The 24051-nt window shown below is 40.2% G+C and carries 24 protein-coding genes; 11 read left to right on the forward strand and 13 right to left on the reverse strand.

The features are described from left to right. Positions 1-6 precede the first annotated feature (6 nt). Positions 7-447, forward strand: coding sequence for an MgtC/SapB family protein (locus tag FGM01_RS13250; protein ID WP_143411643.1), 441 nt, complete (start codon positions 7-9; stop codon positions 445-447). A 2-nt stretch (positions 448-449) separates the two neighbouring features. Here the strand turns inward: FGM01_RS13250 and mnhG are convergent, their stop codons facing one another. From mnhG to FGM01_RS13285, 7 genes are read right to left on the reverse strand one after another with little or no spacing between them, the layout of a single operon-like run. Beyond that, positions 450-854, reverse strand: a complete 405-nt coding sequence (gene mnhG / locus FGM01_RS13255; RefSeq protein WP_143411644.1) for a monovalent cation/H(+) antiporter subunit G — start codon at positions 852-854, stop codon at positions 450-452. After that, positions 851-1123, reverse strand: a complete 273-nt coding sequence (locus FGM01_RS13260; RefSeq protein WP_143411645.1) for a cation:proton antiporter — start codon at positions 1121-1123, stop codon at positions 851-853. Before FGM01_RS13260 ends, mnhG begins: the two co-directional genes overlap by 4 nt. Further along, entirely contained in the window at positions 1120-1596 is a 477-nt protein-coding gene (locus FGM01_RS13265) for a Na+/H+ antiporter subunit E (protein ID WP_143411646.1), read from the reverse strand. Before FGM01_RS13265 ends, FGM01_RS13260 begins: the two co-directional genes overlap by 4 nt. Before the next feature lie 5 nt (positions 1597-1601). Continuing rightward, entirely contained in the window at positions 1602-3116 is a 1515-nt protein-coding gene (locus FGM01_RS13270) for a proton-conducting transporter transmembrane domain-containing protein (protein WP_143411647.1), read from the reverse strand. Beyond that, positions 3113-3466, reverse strand: a complete 354-nt coding sequence (locus FGM01_RS13275; RefSeq protein WP_143411648.1) for a Na+/H+ antiporter subunit C — start codon at positions 3464-3466, stop codon at positions 3113-3115. The genes FGM01_RS13270 and FGM01_RS13275 overlap by 4 nt, the downstream gene beginning before the upstream one ends. Before the next feature lies 1 nt (position 3467). Then, positions 3468-3884, reverse strand: coding sequence for a Na+/H+ antiporter subunit B (locus FGM01_RS13280; protein ID WP_143411649.1), 417 nt, complete (start codon positions 3882-3884; stop codon positions 3468-3470). Between the two features lie 9 nt (positions 3885-3893). After that, positions 3894-6236, reverse strand: coding sequence for a putative monovalent cation/H+ antiporter subunit A (locus tag FGM01_RS13285; protein ID WP_143411650.1), 2343 nt, complete (start codon positions 6234-6236; stop codon positions 3894-3896). Positions 6237-6500: 264 nt separating this feature from the next. On the opposite strand from FGM01_RS13285, the gene FGM01_RS13290 reads away from it, so the two are divergent. The 3 genes from FGM01_RS13290 (at position 6501) to FGM01_RS13300 (ending at position 9107) form a co-directional block, all read left to right on the forward strand. Next, positions 6501-7070, forward strand: coding sequence for a DUF2975 domain-containing protein (locus FGM01_RS13290; RefSeq protein WP_143411651.1), 570 nt, complete (start codon positions 6501-6503; stop codon positions 7068-7070). 1 nt (position 7071) lies between these two features. Continuing rightward, the gene (locus tag FGM01_RS13295; RefSeq protein ID WP_143411652.1) at positions 7072-7275 is read left to right on the forward strand and encodes a helix-turn-helix domain-containing protein; all 204 of its coding nucleotides are present in this window, start codon (positions 7072-7074) and stop codon (positions 7273-7275) included. A gap of 62 nt (positions 7276-7337) precedes the next feature. Further along, the gene (locus FGM01_RS13300; RefSeq protein ID WP_143411653.1) at positions 7338-9107 is read left to right on the forward strand and encodes a M61 family metallopeptidase; all 1770 of its coding nucleotides are present in this window, start codon (positions 7338-7340) and stop codon (positions 9105-9107) included. Between the two features lie 119 nt (positions 9108-9226). On the opposite strand, the gene FGM01_RS13305 is transcribed toward FGM01_RS13300, so the two are convergent. The 5 genes from FGM01_RS13305 to FGM01_RS13325 all read right to left on the reverse strand — a co-directional run bounded on the left by FGM01_RS13305 (position 9227) and on the right by FGM01_RS13325 (position 15623). Continuing rightward, positions 9227-9523: a FoF1 ATP synthase subunit delta/epsilon gene (locus FGM01_RS13305; RefSeq protein WP_143411654.1), complete on the reverse strand. Its 297-nt coding sequence runs from the start codon at positions 9521-9523 to the stop codon at positions 9227-9229. A gap of 73 nt (positions 9524-9596) precedes the next feature. Next, positions 9597-11108, reverse strand: coding sequence for a F0F1 ATP synthase subunit beta (gene atpD / locus FGM01_RS13310; protein ID WP_143411655.1), 1512 nt, complete (start codon positions 11106-11108; stop codon positions 9597-9599). 255 nt (positions 11109-11363) lie between these two features. Continuing rightward, a complete protein-coding gene (glmS, locus tag FGM01_RS13315) occupies positions 11364-13211 on the reverse strand; it encodes a glutamine--fructose-6-phosphate transaminase (isomerizing) (RefSeq protein WP_143411656.1) in 1848 nt (615 codons plus the stop codon). An 8-nt stretch (positions 13212-13219) separates the two neighbouring features. Further along, positions 13220-14794: a BamH family beta-barrel-assembly machinery protein gene (bamH, locus tag FGM01_RS13320; protein WP_143411657.1), complete on the reverse strand. Its 1575-nt coding sequence runs from the start codon at positions 14792-14794 to the stop codon at positions 13220-13222. Between the two features lie 13 nt (positions 14795-14807). Then, on the reverse strand, positions 14808-15623 hold the full coding sequence (locus tag FGM01_RS13325; protein ID WP_143411658.1) for a glycogen/starch synthase: 816 nt from the start codon (positions 15621-15623) through the stop codon (positions 14808-14810). Between the two features lie 110 nt (positions 15624-15733). Between FGM01_RS13325 and panC the strand changes: the two genes are divergently transcribed. The 6 genes from panC (at position 15734) to FGM01_RS13355 (ending at position 21854) form a co-directional block, all read left to right on the forward strand. Continuing rightward, the gene (gene panC, locus FGM01_RS13330) at positions 15734-16585 is read left to right on the forward strand and encodes a pantoate--beta-alanine ligase (RefSeq protein ID WP_143411659.1); all 852 of its coding nucleotides are present in this window, start codon (positions 15734-15736) and stop codon (positions 16583-16585) included. Between the two features lie 8 nt (positions 16586-16593). Then, complete coding sequence (panD, locus tag FGM01_RS13335) at positions 16594-16944, forward strand: aspartate 1-decarboxylase (protein WP_143411660.1); 351 nt, start codon at positions 16594-16596, stop codon at positions 16942-16944. A gap of 5 nt (positions 16945-16949) precedes the next feature. Continuing rightward, a complete protein-coding gene (locus tag FGM01_RS13340; RefSeq protein WP_143411661.1) occupies positions 16950-17915 on the forward strand; it encodes a lysylphosphatidylglycerol synthase transmembrane domain-containing protein in 966 nt (321 codons plus the stop codon). Positions 17916-17950: 35 nt separating this feature from the next. Then, positions 17951-19099 carry an alpha/beta hydrolase gene (locus FGM01_RS13345; RefSeq protein WP_143411662.1) on the forward strand — a complete coding sequence of 383 codons (1149 nt, stop codon included), beginning with the start codon at positions 17951-17953 and terminating at the stop codon, positions 19097-19099. Between the two features lie 213 nt (positions 19100-19312). Beyond that, complete coding sequence (gene radA / locus FGM01_RS13350; RefSeq protein ID WP_143411663.1) at positions 19313-20677, forward strand: DNA repair protein RadA; 1365 nt, start codon at positions 19313-19315, stop codon at positions 20675-20677. 43 nt (positions 20678-20720) lie between these two features. Next, the gene (locus FGM01_RS13355; protein ID WP_143411664.1) at positions 20721-21854 is read left to right on the forward strand and encodes a M23 family metallopeptidase; all 1134 of its coding nucleotides are present in this window, start codon (positions 20721-20723) and stop codon (positions 21852-21854) included. Here FGM01_RS13355 and FGM01_RS13360 read toward each other — a convergent pair. Then, the gene (locus FGM01_RS13360) at positions 21851-22888 is read right to left on the reverse strand and encodes an NADP(H)-dependent aldo-keto reductase (protein WP_143411665.1); all 1038 of its coding nucleotides are present in this window, start codon (positions 22886-22888) and stop codon (positions 21851-21853) included. The genes FGM01_RS13355 and FGM01_RS13360 overlap by 4 nt on opposite strands. 183 nt (positions 22889-23071) lie before the next feature. Between FGM01_RS13360 and FGM01_RS13365 the strand changes: the two genes are divergently transcribed. Further along, complete coding sequence (locus FGM01_RS13365) at positions 23072-24043, forward strand: carbohydrate kinase family protein (RefSeq protein ID WP_143411666.1); 972 nt, start codon at positions 23072-23074, stop codon at positions 24041-24043. Positions 24044-24051: the final 8 nt, after the last annotated feature.

A 24051-nucleotide genomic window follows, 5' to 3' on the forward strand; every position in this document is an offset into this window, starting at 1 on the left:
AATCATATGGACTGGACCACATTCGCAATTAGAGTATGCCTTGCCACCATCGCCGGCCTTATTATAGGTATGGAAAGAGAAATCCAGGGAAAGGAAGCAGGACTCAAGACGAACGCCCTGGTATCACTGGGTGCTTCTATCTTTATTTTAATGTCGCTGGAATTCGAGGGTGATAAATATGTGGACATCACCCGTGTTCTGGGTCAGGTAGTGGTTGGCATTGGTTTTATTGGTGCAGGGACCATACTGCAGCATGGTAAAGAGGTAAAAGGACTTACTACTGCTGCAACTATCTGGTGTAGTGCCGGTGCGGGCTGTTTAGCCGGATTTGGTTTATTTATAGAATTAGCCATTCTGAGCGGGATCATTCTAACGATCAATCTCATCTTCGGCTATGTACAGCATAGAATTAAGAAGAAAAAAGAAAAAGAGGAAGACTCAGATTAAGCCTACTTGTCTTTCATTTTGGTATGGTCTACATTATCTTCAGGAGTATCATCCACGATACTTTTAAGAATATGGGTGTTCTTCTGGTACTTCCCTCTTAGTTCATCCACCACAGATTTATCCCAAAGTTTGACCCCGATAAAATATGAAGCCCTTCCTATTAGATGGGCGCTGACAGGAGCAGTTAAAAACAGGAAAAGAATGATCACAAAGGCCTGCGAAGTAACATCGGCATTACTAAAATAAACGGTAGAGGACATCAGCACGAGGCCCACTCCTAAAGTCGCTGCTTTAGTAGTAACAGAAATCCTAAGGTAGGTATCTGGCATACGCACCAGCCCTATCGCAGCAAAAAGCACGAAAAGAGCACCAAAAGTCGCTATAACTCCAATAATTATATCTATCATTTTCTTTTCCTTTTTTCCAGATAATACGAAAGCGCTACGGTACTTAAAAAGGCGATCAAAGCCAGGATCAAAGCCGTATCCATCAGGGTGGATTGATTATAGATAATACTATAAACGGCAATAACACCAATTCCCGTGGTTATTAAAAGATCCAGGGAAACGATCTTATCTGCAATGCTGGGCCCCTTGATAAATCTCCAGACTATAAGAACTGCAGAGATCACCAGGACCGGCAGAATGATATAATGTAAATATTCAAATAATGTCATGACAGCACCTCCAGTATTCTTCGTTCAAAACCATCTTTAATACCCCTTATAAATTTCTCCCTGTCATCTACATACATCGCGTGCACAAAAAGAACCTTTTTGTCGTTGGATACATCCAGACTTAGAGTACCCGGTGTAAGAGAGATCATATTTGCCAGAAGGGTAATCCCAATATCAGATTTCACATCCAGTGGTACCATAATAATACCGGGAGTCATATTAAGTTTAGGGGTAATAACCTCGTAAGCTACTTCTATATTTGCCTTGATCAATTCGTAGAGAAAGAATAACAAAAGAATAATGATCTTAGGCACAATAAGGAAGTAGGTACTTTTTTTGCGCTTTACAGATATCAACCAGAGAATGTGGAAATTCAGAAAAAACCCGAAAATATAATTCTCCACTGAAAAATCTCCTGTCAGTGCTACCCAGACAAAAGTCAGTAATAAATTTGAGAGAAATTGATTCTTCATTTTCGTTAATTCTTCGGTTTTAAAACAGCATCTATGTATCCCTGGCTGTTCACAAGCTCATCGGCGATTCTTGCAGAAAGTTCCTGAATATGTTCTGCACCAAATCCAATATACAAAGATACAATACTCAAAAAAGTAACGGGTACAATAAATTGAAGCCTTTTGGCCGTTGTCATTTTTGAGAAATATCCAAAATTACTTCTTAACGGAAGTTCCTTTCCTTCTTTCCAGAAAACCTCTGCCCATAATTTGGCAATGATCACCAAAGTAATGAAACTGGCGAAGATAATTGCTCCAACAGTTATATATGAACCTCCGGCAAAACCAGCTTTGATAAGGTTGATCTTAGGCCAGAAACCAGATAATGGTGGAATTCCTACCAGGGAAAACAACGGAATAAACAAGAGTAAACTTACCCTGGGCCAGTTGGCGTAAATGCCGCCAAGATCACGTATACTGTTAGTTCCTTTAATTCTATAGACCACTCCACTCACCATGAACAGGTTGGTCTTTACAATAATATCATGCACCAGATAAAATACGGCTCCGGCAATGGCCATTTCTGTAAACATGCCAATACCAGCTATCATATAACCAATATGGCAGATTATAAGATATGAGAAAACCTTCCTCATATTGTTCTGAACAAGCGCACCAATTCCACCACTAATTAGCGTTAGAATAGCGATGATCAGGATTATATTATTCAGGAATGGATCATTCACGAAAATGAGGGTAAAGACCCTTATCAAGGCATATACTCCTACTTTGGTCAATAATCCACCAAAAATTGCCGATACCGCGAATGGCGGGGTATGATAGGATGCGGGTAGCCAGAAATAAAGCGGGAACACCCCGGCTTTTATTCCGAAGCCAATTAGAAAAAGTAAGGCCGTGATCTGTACCAATCCACGGTTTTCAACCAGCGCGACCTGTTGAGCCAGATCTGCCATGTTCAAACTGCCGGTAATTCCATAGAGTACGGCAATAGCCGTAAGAAAGATCATGGAAGCGAGTATATTCAGGGTAAAATATTTTACTGCTCCTTCCAGCTGTGCTTTTTCACCTCCAATGGTGATCAATACAAATGAACTTATGATGATGATCTCGAACCAAACATATAAATTGAAAATATCTCCGGTTAAAAATGCCCCGTTGAGCCCCAATAAAAGAAAATGCAGGATAGGGAAATAACCGAACCTGAGGCGATCTTTTAAGACCGATCCGCCTGAAAAAATTGAAACAGCAAGTCCCGAAATTGCAGTTAGCAGCACGAGGGTGACCGATAGCATATCGGCCACAAAGGTGATCCCGAATGGGGCTTCCCAGTTCCCGGCCTGTATGGTCTGAGTACCATTAGTCCAGATATAACTGAATAACCAAACTGCCAGTCCTACACTTAGTATGCTGCCAAAAACACTAAAGACCTTTTGAAACCCAATTCTGGACCAACCGAACATCAAAATGATGCTGATCGCCATTTGAAGAAAAAGAGGATATAATATTAGTTGCTGTGTCATGAATCTTCGTCGGTTGCGTTCATTTCATCCAGATCATCAGTTCTTACCACCGTGTGTGCTCTTTTCACCAATACAATGGCAAAAGACTGAAGACCAAAACTTATAACGATTGCTGTAAGTATCAAAGCCTGGGGAACCGGATCTGCAAATGCTTCCACAAATACTTTGGCATCTCCGGGTATGATTGGTGGTGCCCCCTTGGTGATCCTTCCCAGAAGGAAGATCAGTAAATTGGCACCGTTCCCAAGTAAAATAATTCCAATGATGAGTTTAACCATACTTCGGCGCAACATCATATAGATGCCTGTGCCGTATAAAATCCCCACCATGACTGCTAAAAGGATCTCCATATCAGGCCGATTCTGAAATTGTGAAAATTATAGTTAAGGTCACTCCATTAACTACCAGGTAAACACCTATATCAAAAAATAATGCTGAACCCACGCTGCCTAAAATAGCCACCGGATCATGCGACCACAAACCGGTCATAAATGGCAGATCGAACAGTACTACAGGGGCCAGTCCGCTCATAAAAGCAATGGCCAGGCCTATTGGCAACAGAAAACCCGGGTGAACTATCAATAGCTCTTTTGTTTTATTAAGACCGTTAGCGAATGAATGCAAAATAAATGCAATGGATGCGATCAATCCACCCACGAATCCACCACCGGGCAAATAATGCCCGCGAAGCAGGATAAATATTGAAAACACCAACAATACCGGTAAAAGGTAGTTAGAAGCTGTTTTTAAAATTATGGTCGTTCGCATACGTTCGTATTACTTTTTCTTTTTATTCAGGCTTTGATCTGCGTATCTCATCCTGTCTTTCATCTTCAGCCTTAATTTCATCAAACCAAAAACTCCTACTGCCGCTATAGACAGAACTGAAATTTCTATTAATGTATCTGCCCCTCTGAAGTCTACCAGGATCACATTCACCACATTCTTTCCATGCGCCTCGATATAAGAATTAGCGGCATAAAAATCTCCAACTTCCTTACTTACCGGCTCACTGAGAACTTCCAGCGCCAGGGTAGTGATGATCAAACCAAAAATGGTTGATAGAACCCCGTCTCTTAACCTGGTCTTATAATCTGATAACTTTAAATATTTCGGTAATTTATATAATACCAGGACAAATAAAATAACTGTCAGGGTATCTATAGAGAACTGCGTCATCGCAAGATCTGGTGCACTGTAAAAGACGAAGATAAGGCAGATAGAAAGACCAACTACTCCCATGGCAGCCACCGCCGCCAGCCTGGAGTCTGTAAAAACGGTATAAAAAATTCCGGCAATCAGGATCAGGGTCGTAGTGATCTCATATACGGTAATTTTTGAGAGGGCATTATAATCTACGGTAAACCTGGTATTCCCTATCATGATATACCCTACCAAAACCACAAGAAATAGAATAATGATAGAAATATAATTCCTTAAATATCCATTCTGAAAGAAATTAGTCCAGAACCTGGAGACCGATACAAACATACTATTAAAGGCTTCCAGTAAATTTTCCGGAGCAAAGGAATCAAATCTCGCTATCCCATCTTCCAGTTTTCTGGAAGGTTTGATAATAAAATATAATGCAGTTCCTACTCCAATGGTGATCAAACTTAGAATGAAAACGGTATTGAAGCCATGCCATAGGGCAAGATGAATTTCTGAAGCGTCTGCACCCATTGCAGTTACCACAGGTTTGATAAGGGCAGATTCGATTAAAAAAGGTGCCACTCCAAATACAAGTCCCAGGATTGCCAGTAATAACGGGGGCGCCCACAATATGAACCCGGGCATTTTAGTATTTGTATGCTCTTCGGGTAATTTTCCAACAAAAGGTTTTATACCCGCAACAAAACCTGCATATAACAGTAAGATCTTCGTGACCACGATCCCTATCATAAGGAAAATCATCAACGATTCGTAATGAAAAGCCGCTTCATAAGTAAGCTCCTTACCCACAAAACCAATCGTAGGTGGAATACCAGCACTGGAAATGGCCGCAAGTATTCCCGCGATACCCACGGGTAGCATAATTTTATTTAATCCGGAAAGTCTGGTAACATCCCGGGTGTGTGTTTGATGGTCTATAATTCCCGTAACCAGGAATAAAGTCGCTTTATAAAGAGCGTGAACTACAATAAACACTGCAGCCGCCAGGAATGCCTCCTGTGTACCCAGACCGGTTAAGAAAACCAGTATTCCCAGGGCCGAGATGGTTGAATAAGCCAGGATACCTTTAAGATCTGTTCTAAAAATAGTATGCACGGCAGAATACAACATCGTGATCCCACCAACAATGATCAGGGTGGTATTCCAGATATTCTCTCCGCCTAGAACAGGAGTAAAACGCATTAATAAATAAACCCCGGCCTTTACCATGGTTGCAGAATGCAGGTAAGTTGACACCGGTGTTGGAGCCTTCATCGCTCCCGGTAACCAGAAATGAAATGGAAACTGGGCAGATTTGGTAAAAGCAGCACCAAAAATGAAAAGCACCGCCAGGAAATAGAACTCGTTCGCCTTAATTGCATCACTCATGCTCAGCATTTCTGAAATGCTGTAAGTACCGGTCATGTTATTCAATAATAAGGCACCAGCTAAAAGGAACAACCCACCAATACCAGTGATCCCAAGGGCGGTAAGCGCAGATTTACGGGAAGCGGGATTGGTATTATTAAATCCTATCAAAAAGAATGAACTTATACTGGTAAGTTCCCAGAATACGAACAGGGTGATCATATTATCTGCTAGCACCAGGCCGAGCATGGCCCCCATAAAGGAAGCTAAATAACCATAGAACCTGTCCAGGTATTCGTGTCCCTTTAAATAAGAAGAAGTATAAGCAAACACCAGGAATCCTATACCCGTAATCATCAAAGAGAACAGTAGTGACAGTCCATCCAGTTTGAACCCAAGATCTACATTAAATGATGGGATCCATTCATATGATCTCATGATCACATCTCCTCCCGAGATCGCCGGAATGAACTGAAAAAAGTAAAGAAATAGTCCTAAGGGGACTAATGAGGACAGTATTGAGAGCTTACCTTTAAAAAATCTCCCCGTAAAAACGAGGAAAATAGAGAATAAAAAGCCTGTAAGAATTGCGGTAAGCATACTTATTAAAATCTGTTTCCCGCAAATATAATAGTTATTATTGAAGTATGGCTTTTAGCCTAAAGGTTAGTACAACATGTTTGGAGCTATTTTGAGTTTAGGATTATGAACCTTAATTCAACATAATTTTCTAATTGAAACTCTTAAAAGAGTGAAAATCATTCTGAAAATTTCAAGAATTCAGAAAATTAAAAATCAAATGAATTATCGTTTTTCAATAATTAATTTATATTTGTTATCGAAAAACAATAATTAAATAATTAAATGAATAGAAATTCACTCCTGAATATTGCAAATTTTCTTTGCCAGTTTTTTAAAATCATTATTGGAGTTTCTATTATCATTATAGCAGCGTTTTTTGCTCATTTTCAGTTTGAAAGAGACTCGTATGCAGACTTGAAAATTGAAGAACCCACGAATAACTCTATAATTCGTTTTGAAAGTGAATCCATCGCTGGAAAAGAACCTTTGGATTTTCAATCTTTGAGGCTTTCAGACTGGAAAACAGGTTCGCTCTATTTTACATTTTTCAAGGTTACAATGATTATGACACTCACCTACCTGTCATTAAATCAATTTGAAAAAGTCCTTAAATCTGTAAAAGATCTAAAAACCTTCCACCAAACAAACGTAAATTCTCTAAGAAGAATCGGCTATTACTGTCTCCTTATAACCGGATTATCCATTTTCAACTACTGGGAATTTGGGGTTTATGCGAAAAGTTCAATTTCTATATCTCTGGATGTTTTGCTAATTACTCTTCTCGCATTTATCCTGGCAGAAGTTTTTAAAGAAGGAAATAATCTTCTGGAAGAAAATCAACTTACGATATAGAATGCCGATAATAATCCACCTTGACAAAGTTCTTGAAGAGAACGGGATGAAAAGCAATGAGCTTGCTGAAATTATAGGCATCACTACCGCCAACCTCTCTATTCTGAAGACAGGCAAAGCAAAAGCAGTTCGTTTTTCAACCCTGGAAGCTATTTGCGAGGCACTAAACTGTCAGCCAGGTGATATACTGGAATACCAACCTTAAGCGCTCCTAATTAACTTCAATAATATAAAATATTTACTTTAGAGCAATCTCAAATTTTGATCATGAATAAAATCTTTTTAGTCCTACTATTTTTAAGCTTCCTTGGTAATGCCCAGACCAATACTTATCATATTTCTTTTGAAAATGCTGTGCATCACGAAGCGAAAGTAAATATCAATTTTCCGGAGGTAAAGTCTAATAGCATTACTATCACCATGAGCCGAACTTCCCCCGGAAGATATGCCCTGCACGAGTTCGTTAAAAATGTATATGGTCTCAAGGCAACCAACAGCAATGGCGAGATGATAAAAGCAAAGCGGATAGATCCATATTCATGGGAAGTCAGTGATCATGATGGCACGGTAAATATCGAATATATCCTTTTTGCCAATCGTGGTGATGGCACCTATTCTCAAATAGATGAAACTCATGCCCACCTTAATATGCCGGCAACCTTTATGTATGCAAAGGAATTTGAACACAGACCAATAGAGATCAATTTCGAGACACGAAAAGACCTGGACTGGAAAGTTGCTACCCAGTTAAAGCAGATATCGGGAACGACCTTTTTTGCGCCAGATCTGTATTATTTTATGGACAGCCCTACAGAGATCAGCGATTTTGATTTAAAGGAATTTGACCTTGAGGGACAGAACATTCAATTTGTATTGCATCATAAGGGCAGTGAAGAAGAATTTTCTGAATATTTTGACCAGGTAGAAAGAATCGTCAGGCAGGAAAAAAAGGTATTCGGAGAATTACCAGATTTCGATTACGATAAATATACTTTCCTGGCCTGTTATATGCCCAATGTATCTGGTGACGGCATGGAACATAGAAACAGTACGATTTTAACCGACAAAGAAAGTCTTTCTGAAGGAGGGATGAAGGGAAATATAGGCACCGTGGCTCATGAGTTCTTTCACGCCTGGAACGTGGAACGTTTAAGACCAGCAGAACTGGAACCTTTTGATTTTTCCCAGGCAAACATGACCGGTTCTCTATGGTTTGCAGAAGGCTTCACCAGTTATTATACAGGATTGATGCTCTGCCGGGCACAAATAAATACACCCAGGGAGTACATAGATGGCTTAAACGGAACTTTTAACTATGTATGGAACTCTCCTGCTCTTGACTATTTTAGCCCGGTTGAAATGAGCTACCAGGCAACTTCCGTAGATGCCGCCACATCTGTAGATCCTACCAACCGTGAAAATACTTTTATCTCCTATTATTCCTACGGAAGTGTTTTAGGCCTGGCCCTGGATATGGCTTTAAGACAGCAGGATCTCAACCTGGATGATTTTATGAAACTGATGTGGAATAAATATGGGAAAAAAGAGGTAGCTTATAAACTAAGTGATATTGAGGCAACGCTTAAAGAATATGCCGGAGAAAGATTTGGGTCTGAATTCTTCGCAAAATATGTTTACCACAGCAATATGCCAGACTACAAAAATCTTTTTGAAAGTGTGGGTATTGAGCTAGTACAAGAAGAAGGAAAATATACAGGCATACCGACCACCGAGACTACCGGCGGGTTAAAAATCAACAGAAATACTTCCAAAAATAGCCCGGCTTATGAAGCAGAATTAACCAGCGGGGATGTGATCACTCATATAGATGAAATACCGGTTAAAACAAAAGAAGATTTTGAGACAGCCGTTGAGAACAGTAATTCTGATGTTATTAAAGTGAAATACATTCGTTTCGGAGAAGAACGAACTGCTGAAGTCAAAACTGAAAAAGATCCAACCTACATTATAAGACTTAAGGAGAATCCAACCAGGGAGGCTTTGAAAAGACGTGAAAACTGGCTGCAAGCGAAATAAAAATTGTTTGGAAATCCTACCTGAAAGAGTTTAAAAATATTGCAGGTATGCCTGAATTAATACAATTAAAAAGGCCTTTCGATTGAAAGGCCTTTTTAATATTATATATGTTCAGAAAGTTAATCTGCCAGTATAATGGCTTTATTATCTTTCATTTCAAGAACTCCTCCCTTAATCGTGTAGTAAAGAACATTTGGTTCAGAAGTTTCAGTTCTGAATCCCACCTGGTCTTTTCTCTTGATCTCATTTTCACTTCCGGCAGCAAGATTGATCTTAACTTCACCTTCGGTCAAAGTAGAAACAATAGGAGCGTGATTGTTCAACATCTGGAATTCACCATCATGTCCCGGTACTTTTACCGCTTCAACCTGAGCTCTGAAAACTACAGCTTCTGGAGTTACTATCTCTAAATACATTTTATTGAGTATTAAGTAGTGAGTAGTGAGTAGCTGGATTTCTCAATTCCAACTATTCAATACTATATACTATTTATGATTCAGCAAGCATTTTCTCTCCGGCCTCGATCGCTTCTTCAATGGTCCCCTTAAGGTTGAAGGCAGCTTCCGGAAGGTGATCTAATTCACCATCCATGATCATGTTGAAACCTTTGATCGTATCCTTAATATCTACAAGCACACCTTTAAGACCAGTAAACTGCTCTGCTACGTGGAATGGCTGAGAAAGGAAACGCTGAACACGTCTTGCACGTGATACGGCAAGCTTATCCTCTTCAGAAAGTTCTTCCATACCTAGGATGGCAATAATATCCTGAAGTTCCTTATATCTCTGTAATAACTCTTTTACCCTTTGTGCACAATCATAATGCTCATTTCCAAGAATATCCGGAGTAAGAATTCTTGAAGTAGAATCCAATGGATCTACCGCAGGATAAATACCTAGCTCAGCGATCTTACGTGAAAGTACCGTAGTAGCATCCAGGTGGGCAAACGTAGTTGCTGGTGCCGGGTCAGTCAAGTCATCTGCAGGTACATAAACCGCCTGTACAGATGTAATAGATCCATTTTTAGTAGAAGTAATACGTTCCTGCATCGCACCCATCTCGGTTGCTAGCGTTGGCTGGTATCCTACCGCTGAAGGCATACGTCCAAGAAGTGCAGACACCTCAGAACCTGCCTGGGTAAAACGGAAAATGTTATCTACGAAGAAAAGAACGTCTTTCCCCTGACCTTCTCCAGCTCCGTCACGGAAGTATTCCGCAATAGTAAGTCCAGAAAGTGCCACACGAGCACGAGCTCCAGGAGGTTCATTCATCTGTCCGAAAACGAAGGTAGCCTTAGACTCCTTCATTACTTCTTTATCTACTTTGTGCAGATCCCAACCTCCATTTTCCATAGAGTGCATGAAATCGTCACCGTATTTTATAATTCCAGATTCCAGCATCTCTCTAAGAAGGTCATTCCCTTCACGAGTACGCTCACCAACTCCTGCAAATACAGAAAGTCCTCCGTGACCTTTAGCGATGTTGTTAATTAATTCCTGGATAAGTACTGTCTTACCAACTCCTGCACCTCCAAAAAGACCAATCTTACCACCTTTAGAATAAGGCTCTACAAGATCGATTACTTTAATCCCGGTGAAAAGAACTTCGGTAGACACAGATAAGTCCTCAAATTTAGGAGCTTCACGGTGAATTGGAAGTCCGTCTTTACCAGCTTTTGGCAAATCCCCTAATCCATCGATCGCATCACCAATTACATTGAACAGACGTCCGTAAACATCTTTTCCAACTGGCATTTGAATAGGATTTCCAGTATTAACGACTTCAACTCCACGGCTAAGACCGTCGGTTGAATCCATAGATACAGTTCTTACGGTTTGTTCACCAATATGCGACTGCACCTCAAGAACCAATATAGAACCATCCTCTCTGGTGATCTCCAAAGAATCGTAGATCTTTGGCAGTTCAGCGTTTTCTGAGTCGAACACAACGTCAACTACAGGACCAATAATCTGGGCAACTTTACCTGTGACTTTAGACATTTATCTAATTCTTTAATTTTTAATAGTAAAATTCAAAAACCTATTTCACTGATTTCAAAAACTATAAAAATGAAACAGGTTATTTTCAGGCTGCAAAGATAAATTTTTCTGGCAAAAAACATATTGAAAATTTGAGAAGTTTTGAATGTTTCCCAAAACAGCTAAAAACCTGATTTAAAAGCATCAATTCTTAGAAATAAAAAACCCTTCCGCGTAAAATCGGAAGGGTTTTTAGATATAATTTTATAATTTTTCTTACTCTACGGTAACAGATTTTGCCAGGTTTCTTGGCTGGTCCACATTCTTCCCGAGCATCACAGCTATATGATATGACAATAACTGTAACGGGATCGTGGTGAGTAGCGGAGTTAAAGATTCCATAGTCTCCGGAACCTCTATTACGTAATCTGCCAGGTCTCTTACTTCTTCATCACCTTCAGTAACCACCGCGATGATCTTTCCTTTTCTGGATTTGATCTCCTGGATGTTGCTTACCACTTTCTCATAATGACCTTTTTTAGTAGCGATCACCACAACCGGCATTTGCTCATCTATTAAGGCGATAGGACCGTGCTTCATCTCTGCAGCAGGATAACCTTCAGCATGGATGTAAGAGATCTCTTTAAGCTTTAATGCTCCTTCAAGGGCTACAGGGAAATTATATCCTCTACCTAAATAAAGGCAGTTTGTAGCGTCTTTATATTTATTTGCAATCTCCTGAATCAAAGTATCGGTCTTCAGCGCTATTTTCACCTTCTCAGGGATTCTTTCCAGTTCCTGTAAATGGAATTGGAAATCGCTGTGCGAAATCGTCCCTTTGAACTTACCAAGCTTTAAAGCCATAAGGGTAAGTACAGTGATTTGTGTGGTAAAAGCTTTGGTAGAAGCTACCCCAATTTCGGGACCCGCATGGGTATATGCTCCAGCATGGGTTTCTCTGGAGATCGAAGAACCTACCACGTTACACACTCCAAATGCAAAAGCTCCTTTTTCCTTGGCTAATTTAATAGCCGCCATGGTATCTGCCGTTTCCCCACTTTGAGAAATAGCGATCACCACATCATTTTCAGAAATTACAGGATTTCTATACCTGAATTCTGAAGCATATTCAACTTCTACAGGTATCCTGGCAATATCTTCAAAAATATATTCGGCAACCAGACCTGCGTGCCATGAAGTTCCACAGGCAACAATGATAAAGCGTTTCGCATTAGCGATTCGCTCCATATTATCGTCTACCCCGGCCATTCTTATGATGCCCTTATCAACCAGCATTCTACCTCTGTAGGTATCGCTAATTGCATTAGGCTGCTCATGGATCTCTTTTAACATGAAATGATCGTATCCGCCTTTTTCGATCTGCTCAAGGTTCAATTGTAACTCCTGTATATAAGGATCTACTAATGAATCATCTTTGATCTTTCGGATCTTCACATCCTTGTGCCTCCTAATAACCGCCATCTCACCATCTTCCAGGTAAATAGCATTATTAGTGAATTCAATGAATGGAGAAGCATCTGAAGCCACAAAGAATTCATCCTCTCCAACTCCAATAGCTAATGGACTTCCTAAACGAGCAACCACAAGCTCGTCTGGTTTTGTTTTATTAAAAACGGTAATGGCGTAAGCTCCTACAGTCTGATTTAATGCAATCTGTACGGCTTTTCCAAGTTTGACGTTCTCTTTTAGAATAACATCCTCGATAAGGTTTACCAAAACCTCGGTATCTGTATCACTTTTAAAAGTGTAACCTCTTTTCTTAAGCTCCTTTTTTAAAGCATCATAATTCTCAATGATCCCGTTATGAATTATAACCAGGTCACCAGAATTTGAGTAATGAGGATGCGAGTTCACATCATTAGGCTCCCCGTGAGTTGCCCATCTTGTATGACCTATTCCCACGGTACCATCTGTAGATATTTCACTTTCCAAACGGGTTTTAAGATCGGCCACTTTACCCTTGGTCTTGCTCATTTTGAGCTCTTTACCATCGTAAAGTGCGATCCCGGCACTATCGTAACCTCTGTATTCTAGTCTTTGTAATCCTTTTAAAACAATAGGATAAGCCTCTCTATGGCCTATATATCCAACAATTCCACACATTTTATCTCCTAATTAAAGTTGGTATAGTAAATTCTTAATTTTAATCTTTTATCCTCGTCTCCAGACATGTTTCCATGTAGAATCGTTCCTGTTGGAGTTAAGGAATTAACTGCCGGAATACGATCTATCAAACCTGGCATATTGCGGGTTGCAGACATTAAGGATCCTGCAATAGATCCCTGCTGACCTCTAACAACAACAGCATTAATATTTGGCACGATCACCAAACCTAGTTTCACATTTTCAGCACCCTCATTAATGATACTGCTCACATGATTCGTGATTCTTATATTATAAAATTTCCCGTTATCATCCTCTGCCAATCCTTCTGAAAAAGTGGTAAGGGAAGCATCAGGATTCGCTACATTAAAACCAATATCCAAAGCATAATCAGCTAAGAAAGTATTATTGGTAAGATCATAAAGATAAAGCCTGCGTGGCTCATCACCGGCCGTAAGAAGATCTTCATTCACATAAAATGTTAGATCTGCTTCATTTACCAGTAATTCTTCATTTCTTATAGCTTCCAGTTCCTCTGCATCAGGAAACAGTTCAATCACCGCCATACTTCCCTCCTGGGCCTTTAAGTAAAGATTTTCAGCCCCGGTTTCTGAAGTCTGAGCGTCTACCTCCTGAAGAACATCAGCAGATAATTCACCCTTAAAAGTATTAAATCGATTACCGGTTAAGTTAAGATCAAAACTACCTCTTACCCGGTCTGTCTCTCCTTCCACTCCAGATTCTTTTGTATAATACATACTGATCTTTGGAGCAGCATTCTGCCCTGAAAAATCAAGTAAGATCTGACTTCCGCCGGTACCATTCGGCTCAGCTTTAATTAGAAGACTGCGCAGGTAATTTCTGAAATTGCTGTTATTAAGAAGATCTTCAGAGCCTTCCTTATCAATTATCTTCTGCTTGAAATAATCTGTAGGAAGCTTAATTCTTAGCGCAGGTGTATTAACAATAGTATCATTCAATCCTATTGCATCGATCTCGTAGGATGCATAAGACAAAGAGGATGGCTTAAATTCATCTTCTACGAAAAGCGGGTTACCTGCAATATTTTGCTCTACGATATCCTGCTGATCTGAATAATATTTCTGACGATCTTCAAAACCAACTTCAGGATCAAGATCATTTAGAAAATAGGAAGTTTCATAGACCGAAAGCTTAAAGGACTCATTTCCATAAATAGAATCCAGCTCATATAAAATTTCATCATCGCCGGTATTTTCAGCAATGGTTGAAAAATAAGGAATAGTCATCACGACACTATCCAGCTGGATATTCTCGCCAAATTGAGGATCTTCCCTGGATAATGTAACCTGGGTCACCACGCTGGCAGCACTTTCACCATAAACCGGATGCGAATGCACTCCTAGCATGTAATTGGTCAGGTTATTTGTTTGTATGGAATTGATCTTCTGAGAGTAGGCATTCACTTCGATCTCTCTCACTTCTACATTGGACGGATTATTAATAATCTCACCACCAACTTCCGTGAATTCTTCATCGCATCCTATAAAAGCGAAAACAACAGCCGTAAAGGCCGTTATTCGGAATAATCTGTTTAATTTCATTTAATACTTTTACTTACTTTTCAGACAATACTTTAGTGTCATAAAATTCCTGATAGGCGTGTGAGAAATTCTCTTTTTCAGTATATGGAAGGACAGGTTTATTGATCTTATCAACATAAGTTTTTAATTCTTCCGGCACATTATCTCCACCCATTACCACCGCGTCTGAATTATCTACTGCTGTTTTAAGCAGATTGACAAAATTAGGAGTCTTAAGATGTTTAACATTGGCGTTTTCCAGGCCGTCAAACAAAATTTTCTCACGCAGTTCCTCATCTAACGTTCCGTCGAAACTTTGATTGTATACAGAGGTTACAATTTTCGCATCCCTGAACAACGGCTCATTTCCATAATAATTCCTCAAATAAAGAGGTAATAAGGAAGACAACCATCCATGAACGTGGATGATGTCTGGAGCCCAGTTAAGTTTCTTTACTGTTTCAATAACACCTTTTGCAAAGAAAATCGCTCTTTCATCATTATCTGGAAAGAGATTCCCATCTTCATCTGTAAGCGTAGCCTTTCTTTTGAAATAATCCTCGTTATCGATAAAATAGACCTGCATTCTTTCCTTTGGAATAGAAGCCACCTTAATGATAAGCGGCATATCCAGATCGTTAATAACCAGGTTCATTCCTGAAAGCCGGATGACTTCGTGTAATTGATGCCTTCTTTCATTGATATTTCCAAACCTTGGCATAAATATTCTTATTTGCCCACCAAGGTTGTTTACCATTTTCGCAGCTTCAAAAGAGGTAGATGAGATATCGGTTTCAGGTAAGTAGGGTATGACTTCAGATGAGACGTATAAGACTCTCTTATCTTTCATAAATTCTTTGCTTTAGTTACGTTTCCGAATAAAAAACACGCAAAATTACAAAATTTTATGCAGATTGCCAGAGAAATATTAAGTTTGCACGCTGTTAATTTTATAACAAAATGCAGATTTTTAGGGAGAAAGAACCACTAATACAGGCCATTCAGAAGATAAAATCTGAAGGAAAAAGCGTTGGCCTGGTGCCAACCATGGGCGCACTTCATGAGGGTCACCTTTCCCTGGTAAGTAATGCTGCCAAAGATTCAGATCAGGTAGTTGTAAGCATTTTTGTTAATCCAACCCAGTTTAATAACCAGAAAGACCTCGAAAAATATCCCCGCAACCTTGAAAAAGACTTAAATCTTTTGAAAGTTGAACTGGAGAATATCTGGGTATTTACTCCAGACGCCAGTGAGCTTTACGGTGAAAATATTCTTTCAGAAAATTTCGATTTTGAAGGTCTGGAAGCGGTCATGGAAGGGAAGTTCAGAAACGGGCATTTTAATGGAGTTGGAACGGTGGTAAAACGACTATTCGAAATTATAACTCCAGATAAGGCCTATTTTGGAGAAAAGGATTTTCAGCAATTACAGATTGTAAGAAAGCTAACCGAGAAAACCGGTTTGCCGGTAGAGATCGTAGGTTGCCCTATTTTAAGAGAAGATTCAGGACTTGCAAGGTCTTCTCGAAATGAACGTCTAAGTAGCGGAAATAGAAAAAAAGCGGCTTTTATATATGAAACCCTGCAGAATGCCAAAAACCTTTTTGGCACAAATAGTGCAGATCATGTAAGCCAATGGGTTGAAGATCAATTTAAAAATCATCCATCCCTGGAACTGGAATATTTTGAAATTGCCGATTCCAAAACTTTAAAAAAGATTACAGAAAAAGAAAAAGGAAATAATTACAGGGCTTTTATTGCAGTTTATGCAGATGAGATAAGACTCATAGACAATATTGCCCTGGATAATTAAATTAAAAAATGCAGATTCACGTAGTAAAATCTAAGATTCATCGGGTAAAAGTTACCGGAGCCGATTTAAACTATATTGGAAGTATTACAATTGACGAGGACCTTATGGAGGCGGCCAATATTGTAGAAGGAGAAAAGGTACAGATCGTAAACAATAACAACGGCGAACGTCTTGAAACTTATGTAATTCCCGGACCTAGAAACACCGGGGAAATTACTCTTAACGGAGCTGCCGCCAGGAAAGTCGCCAAGGGAGATATTTTAATAATCATCTCTTATGGAATAATGGATATGGAAGAAGCCAGGAACTTCAAACCATCTCTCGTATTTCCTGACGAAGAAACCAATCTTTTGAAGTAATTCACTTGAACAAAAAGCTTGTAAGAATACTCAAGATTAGCATCCCCTTATTACTGGGGATTTTTTTGATCTGGTATTCCCTGAGTAGTTCCACACCGCAGGAGCGTGAACAGCTGTGGCAAAGCATTATTGATGCTAATAAATTCTGGATACTTGTTTCCTTTCTTCTGGGCACGATCTCACATTTTTCACGCGCTTACAGATGGAAATTCATGCTCGAACCTATGGGTTATGAATCCACACAGGCGAATCGTTTTATGGCCGTTATGGCTGCTTACCTGGCCAATTTCGGAATTCCTAGATCTGGCGAGGTCCTGAGGGCCGTTACCTTATCAACTTACGAAGGTGTACCCTTCGAAAAAGGCTTTGGAACCATAATATCTGAACGGGTTGCCGATCTGCTTATCCTCATGCTTATTATTGGTATCGCCCTAATTTTCCAGACAGACGACCTGCTCGCTTACCTGCAGGACCAGAATATTAATCCTTTAAATACCTTCCTGATCTTTTTAAGCCTGGTAGGAATAATTATCCTTGGTTTAAACATCGTTCGCAGGTCTAACTGGCCGCCATTTAAGAAAATCAAGAAACTTGCCCGCGGACTTTTAGAAGGAATGAAAAGCATCCTGAACATGAAGCAAAAATGGGCGTTTATATTCCATACCGTTTTTATCTGGACGCTTTACCTTTTAATGTTCTTTGTGATTAGACTGAGCATCCCGGAAACTACTGATACTCCTGCTGGTATTATCATGGCCGCTTTTGTAGTTGGGTCTTTCGCAGTCTCTGCCACCAATGGCGGAATTGGCGTTTATCCCCTGGCGGTGGGAGGGGTTTTGATCTTTTTCGGCGTTCAGGACCATGCTGCGGAAGCCTTTGGCTGGATCTCCTGGGCTACCCAAACCGCTGTAGTTCTTCTATTTGGCGGACTCTCGTTTATTTTATTGCCGCTTTTAAACAGTAAGAAATAATAATTACCTTGTAGGTCCGAATCAATATTACACCTATGAAACAATTATTAATGCTGTTAATGGCAATACTATTGCCGTTGGCCAATTTTGCGCAGATAAAATACGAGAATTTTTCTTCCACCAAACTGGGCGAGACCAGGCAGATCAAAATACAATTACCAAGAAATTACGAGGAAAATCAGGATAAGCGATATCCGGTTGTAGTAGTACTGGACGGCGATTATTTATTTGAACCGGTAGCAGGAATGATAGATTATTACGCCTACTGGGAAGATGCCCCAGAAATGATCGTGGTAGGAATTAATCAGGACGGCAGACGTACTGAAGATACTTATTACTCAGAACAGAATTTTCTCCCCGAAGGAAAAGGCGCCAAATTCTTCGAATTTATCGGAATGGAATTACTGGCACAACTCGATCAAAAATATCGTACCGCAAATTTCAGGATAATCGTTGGCCATGATTTCACCTCCAACTTTATTAATTATTATTTGCTGAAGCCTAACCCTATTTTCCAGGGTTATATAAACCTGAGCCCAGACCTGGCCCCGGAAATGGCAAAAAGGATCACCTATTCTTTAAATTCTGCAGAATCCCGCAAATGGTTTTACCTGGCCACGGGTAGTGACGATGTACCAGCCCTTAAAGAAGGTATTCTTGGCCTGGATAATCAACTTAAATCGGTTGAAAATGAACTGGTAGAGTACAAATTTGATAATTTCCAGGATGCCACACATTATTCCCTGGTAGGGAAAGCGATCCCGGCTGCGATCGAAAATATGTTTGGGGTCTACCGCCCTATTTCCACCAAGGACTATAATGAGAAATTGCTGCAAACATCAGTCTCCCCATCAGAATATCTTATTGAAAAATATGCTTCCATCGAAGAGCTTTACGGAATTAAGAAAAAGATCAGCCTGAATGATTTTATGGCGGTTTACCGTGCTATAGAAAAGACCAGGAACTGGGAAGAATATAAAAACCTTTACAAACTGGCCCAGGAACATTTTCCGGGAACCATGCTCGGTACATTTTTCGAAGCACGATATGAAGAGGAAACGGGCAACCCGAAAAGGGCTATGAGGATCTACCAGAATGCCTACGGACAGAAAAACATAGCTTTTCTGGACGCCGATTTTATGCTGGCAAAAGCCGATGCGATTAAAAAAGATTTCGGTTATTAGCAATCAAAAATTTCCTGAAATTTCCCCGTATTAAGGCAGAAAAAAAGTGGGTTTCTGTAATTTCGAAATGGCCCTTTAGCTAAGAAATGAAATTTTGTATTTTACCTCAACTGAAACTGCCTTAAAGCAGTTCTAATCTCTCCAGTGGAGTGGTTTTTCATAATCTACCTTCAAAGCTAAAGTGGAAGTTAATCGGATAAATTAAAACAATAAATGGCTAAGGTTAAGACGACTTATTTTTGTCAGAAATGTGGTGCCCAATATGCCAAATGGCAGGGAAAGTGTAACTCCTGTGGCGATTGGAATACGATCGTTGAAGAGCTGGTACAGAAGGCAGATCCAAAAGACTGGAAGACTTCCGCAAAAAAAGAAGCAAAGAAAGCTGCCAAACCCCTGTTGATCGCAGAGATCGAAAACACTCCTCAAAACCGAATGAATACCGGAAATAACGAATTAGACCGGGTTCTGGGTGGAGGAATAGTTCCGGGGTCACTGACTTTGCTTGGCGGGGAACCTGGAATTGGTAAGAGTACATTGCTTTTACAGATTTCTCTGGGTTTAAAATACCGTACGCTGTATGTTTCCGGAGAAGAAAGTCAGCAGCAGATAAAAATGCGGGCAGAAAGGATCAATCCCAACCCGGCAAACTGCTTTATCCTTACTGAAACAAAAACCCAGAATATATTCAGACAGGTGGAAGAGGTAGAACCGGAAGTGGTAATTATCGACTCTATTCAAACCCTGCATAGCGATTACATAGAAAGCTCTCCCGGTAGTATCTCCCAAATAAGGGAATGTACCGCTGAGCTTATAAAATTTGCCAAGGAAAGTAACACCCCGGTCATCCTGATAGGCCATATTACCAAAGAAGGAAGTATTGCAGGACCAAAAGTGCTGGAACATATGGTAGATACGGTACTACAGTTCGAAGGGGACCGAAATCACGTTTACAGGATCCTTAGAGCACACAAGAACAGGTTTGGTTCTACCCATGAGTTGGGAATTTATGAAATGCAGGGAAGCGGACTCAGAGAAGTGACCAATCCCTCAGAAATACTAATTTCTAAAAATGGTGAAGACCTTAGCGGCACTGCCATCGCTTCCACTTTAGAGGGAATGCGCCCGCTTATGATCGAAATTCAGGCATTGGTAAGCACCGCAGTATATGGAACACCTCAACGATCTACAACCGGTTATAATGCCAAAAGGCTAAATATGCTTTTAGCAGTTCTGGAAAAGCGCGCTGGTTTCAGGCTGGGCGCAAAAGATGTCTTCCTTAATGTTACCGGGGGCATTAGCGTGGATGATCCGGCGATTGACCTGGCGGTGATCGCAGCCATTCTGTCTTCCAATGAGGATATAGCTTTGGAAAAAGATAGCTGTTTCGCGGCAGAGGTGGGACTTGCCGGGGAAATAAGACCGGTTACCAGAATCGAACAACGTATCCTGGAAGCAGAGAAGCTTGGTTTCGCAACAATAATGGTATCTAAACAGAGTAAAATCCCTAAAGGTGATTTCCAGATCAGGATCATAAAAGTGGCTAAAATAGAAGATGTGGTCTCCCATCTTTTTGGATAATTTTAGCAAAGTTCCTGCTTATATTTGACTCAATTTGAGGAAAATGGCAAACCGGGTCCTGCAATCATTGTTTTTATGTTTTTTGCTTTATTCCTGTTCTCAACTGGAAAAGGCAGAGGAATTCATTGCCGGGTTACCACCGGAAGAACAATATAAAAAGGATGAAAACATTTCTGATGAGATCTTTGAAATCTGGCAGAACAGAAAACAAAAAGGCCTCGATGAAAGCCTTCAGATCGAGTTACCTTATTTAGAATCCGGTACATTTAAGCCCAGGAATTTTGGCATTTATTCCTACGAAACATATATGATGCCGGGAGAAATTCTCGAGGCAGAAGTGATCACCGATAGCTCTTCCACCCTGGTATTTACAGATATTTATAAAAAAGAACCGTCCTCAGAAAGTTTTTATAAGGTGCATTCAGGTGATGCAGTTCAGAAAGTACTGAAATTCGAAATAAAGGAAAAAGGTTTATATAAACTTATTTTTCAGCCAGAGATCGAAGCCAATACTCCTTTCCAAATAAAGATTCAAAGATCACCGGCATATACTTTCCCGGTTGCTGAGGGAGAAAATTCCGATATCGGAAGTTACTGGGGTGATATCAGAGACGGCGGGAAACGGGAGCATAAAGGCATCGATATTTTTGCCACTAGAGGTACGCCTGTGCTTGCAGCAGTAGAGGGCAGAATCAGATTTAGCGGGGAGAAAGGTCTTGGCGGTAAACAGGTATGGTTATGGGACCGCAGGCGTAAGCAATCGCTTTATTATGCCCATTTAGACAGTATTGTACCAGACATTAAAAAAGTTAAGGCCGGGGACACCCTTGGCTTTGTAGGTAATACCGGTAACGCAGAATTCACTCCTTCGCACCTGCATTTCGGAATTTATAAAAAAGGACAGGGCGCAGTAGACCCTTTAGGCTATGTTCATTTACCTGGGCATATTGGCGATGAAAATATTTCTAAAGAAGAATTTTCAGAAAGACTAACGATAGCCACTCATAAAGCCGGATTGCGCAAAAAACCGTCCTCCAGCAATTCAAAACTTATAAAAACCGGCGTTATAGGAGAAATACTTTATGTACAGGGAAAATCGACAGAATGGTTTCACGTGCGAGATAGCCAGGACCGCCCTATGTTCATTCATGAAAGCCAGGTAAAATCAGTCAATTAAGGTGCCGGGTTAGGAACAGCTTCGTGTATCTCATTTATTTCAGCCAATATCTCAGCAGAAAGCTCGACATCTATACTTTTAATATTTTCATCAAGTTGTTCAATGCTGGTTGCGCCAATAATATTACTGGTAACAAAAGGTTGCTGATTCACAAAAGCAAGGGCCAGATGTGTAAGGCTAATACCATGCTTATCTGCCAGTTGTTTATATAACCGGGTCGCTTTTACAGCCCTCTCATTAGAATATCTTTTATACTGTGGAAATAAACTCAGCCTCGTATTTTCTTTAATCCCACCAAGATGTTTCCCGCTAAGGGTTCCCATTCCTAAAGGAGAATAGGGATATAGCCCCACATTTTCCCGGTGAAAGATTTCAGTAAGTCCTATCTCATCTTTTCGATTAAGCAGATTGTAAGGGTTCTGTACGGTTGAAACTCTGGGCAGGTCATGTTTCCGGCTTTCTTCCAGAAACCTCATCAAACCATAAGGAGTTTCATTAGAAAGGCCTATTTCTCTTATTTTACCTTGTTTTACGAGTTCATTCAGACCTTCCAGTACTTCCCTGAAATTATCTATCCATTCCTCATCTTCTTTATGCTCATAACCCAGCGTTCCGAAGAAATTAGCGTTCCGCTCCGGCCAGTGTAACTGATAAAGATCTATATAATCTGTTTGCAGTCGTTTTAAGCTTTTATGAATGGCATCATTAAGCGCTTCCTTATGAAAACCAAGATCTGGCCTTATGTGTGAGACCATCTCTGATGGACCCGCGATCTTAGAAGCGATTACAATTTCTTCCCTTTTACCCGTTTTTTTTATCCAGGTTCCAATTACTTTTTCTGTACTCCCCTGGGTTTCAGGATCTGCAGGAATAGAGTACATTTCTGCCGTGTCTATAAAGTTCACTCCTTTATCCAGGGCATAATCTATTTGCTCATGGCCCTCGGTCTCGGTATTCTGCTGTCCCCAGGTCATCGAGCCGAGACAAATTTTACTAACTTTTATATCTGTATTGGGAAGGGTAGTATACTTCATTGTAAAATTTCTATTGCAGCCGCAATTTAAAATAAAATGCCTGTTCAGAAAATCTTCACTTATTCATTATTTCTATTTTGCAATGGCCCCCGGCAAAATATCATTTGTTGATATATTGGAGAAAACTTACCTTTATGTGGCTCAGCAAATTATTCCGCAGAAATACAGAGGAAACAGAAAACTATGACGAAGAAAATAGCCATAATAGGCCCTATTCCCAGAGATACGATCTTAACTCATAAAAATGAGGTAATTCAGAAATATGGTTGTGCCACCCATCCCGCAATCGCCCTGGCCAAATTAATGGAGGATGACGGGGAAGTCATAGTTATTTCTCACGTTCACAAAAAAGATCATGACGCCATAAAGGAACTATTCTCTCCTTATAAAAACGTTGATATATCAGGATTGGATTGCAGCAGGGATAGGGGCACGGTGATCGAATTAAAATTTCTGGATCAGAATAACCGGCTGGAAAAGCAAACGGCATTTATGAATCCCATCTTACCCGAGGATGTGAAACCATTTCTTGATGCAGATGCTTTTGTATTTGTACCTATCACAGATTTTGAAATTTCTCTCAGCACCCTTAGATATCTTAAAGAAAACAGCGAAGGTATCGTGATATTCGATGCTCATGGACCAACCACGGCCATGAATATCAATGGCAGCAGGGAGCGAAAATTCTGGATAGACCGGGATGAGTGGCTTCCCTATATAGATGTTTTAAAAATGAACCTGGAAGAATCTATGTGCTGTTGGTTTAAAAATGAATATGATATCGACGAGATGGGGCATTATGACGAAGATAATACAGAGCACCTGGATGATTTTGGCGCTTATGTGCTGAATAAAGGGGTAAAAGTTTTATATGTCACGCTGGATTCAAGAGGTTGTGTAGCTTACACCCGGAAGAACGGGGTTGTAAATAAAGAGTTTATTCCCTCAGTTCCGGTAAAGGAAGTTATAGACACTACCGGTTGTGGGGATTCCTTTGCAGGAGGCCTTGCCTATGGCTTTGCCTATCATGATGATGAGATCAAAGCAGCTCAGTTTGCCAATACCTTAGGTGCTATGCGAACGCAGGGCAAAACATACGAGGTATTTAAAGATCTAAAAGACACCCGGGCTATCATTGAGCAACACTACTCTTAATATACCCG

This window comes from Christiangramia sabulilitoris, from assembly GCF_007050985.1.
GTDB lineage: Bacteria > Bacteroidota > Bacteroidia > Flavobacteriales > Flavobacteriaceae > Christiangramia > Christiangramia sabulilitoris.